Origin of the sequence: Halalkalibaculum sp. DA384 (genome assembly GCF_043951955.1) — a bacterium.
Lineage (GTDB): Bacteria > Bacteroidota > Rhodothermia > Balneolales > Balneolaceae > JAMQKA01.
In genome coordinates this window covers 1-306 of record NZ_JBINJE010000144.1, presented here as the reverse complement: position 1 = coordinate 306, position 306 = coordinate 1, and the positions used below count along the sequence as shown (strand labels likewise).

Sequence of the window (306 nt, the reverse complement as noted above, 5' to 3'; positions counted from 1 at the left end):
CTCCTATGAGGAGTTGCTGGCCGATCCGGCCATCGACGGGGTCCACATCAACACCCCGATCCAGCTGCACGCCGAGCACACCCTGGCGGCCCTGCGGGCCGGCAAGCACGTGGCCTGCACGGTGCCGATGGCCACCTCGGTGGAAGACTGCAAGGAGATTGTGGAGACCGTCGAAAAGACCGGCCTGAAATATACCATGGCCGAGACAGTCGTCTACAGCCGGGAGTACCTGTTTGTGAAGGAGCTGTACGAGCAAGGCGAGCTGGGGCGGATCCAGTACCTGCAGGCCTCCCACCCGCAGGACAT

The 306-nt window shown here is 63.4% G+C and carries 1 protein-coding gene; it reads left to right on the top strand.

Features of this window, described 5'->3' with window-relative positions:
- Positions 1-306 (top strand): Gfo/Idh/MocA family protein (locus ACG2E4_RS18620; RefSeq protein ID WP_395277531.1); only part of this gene is annotated, 306 nt, incomplete at both ends.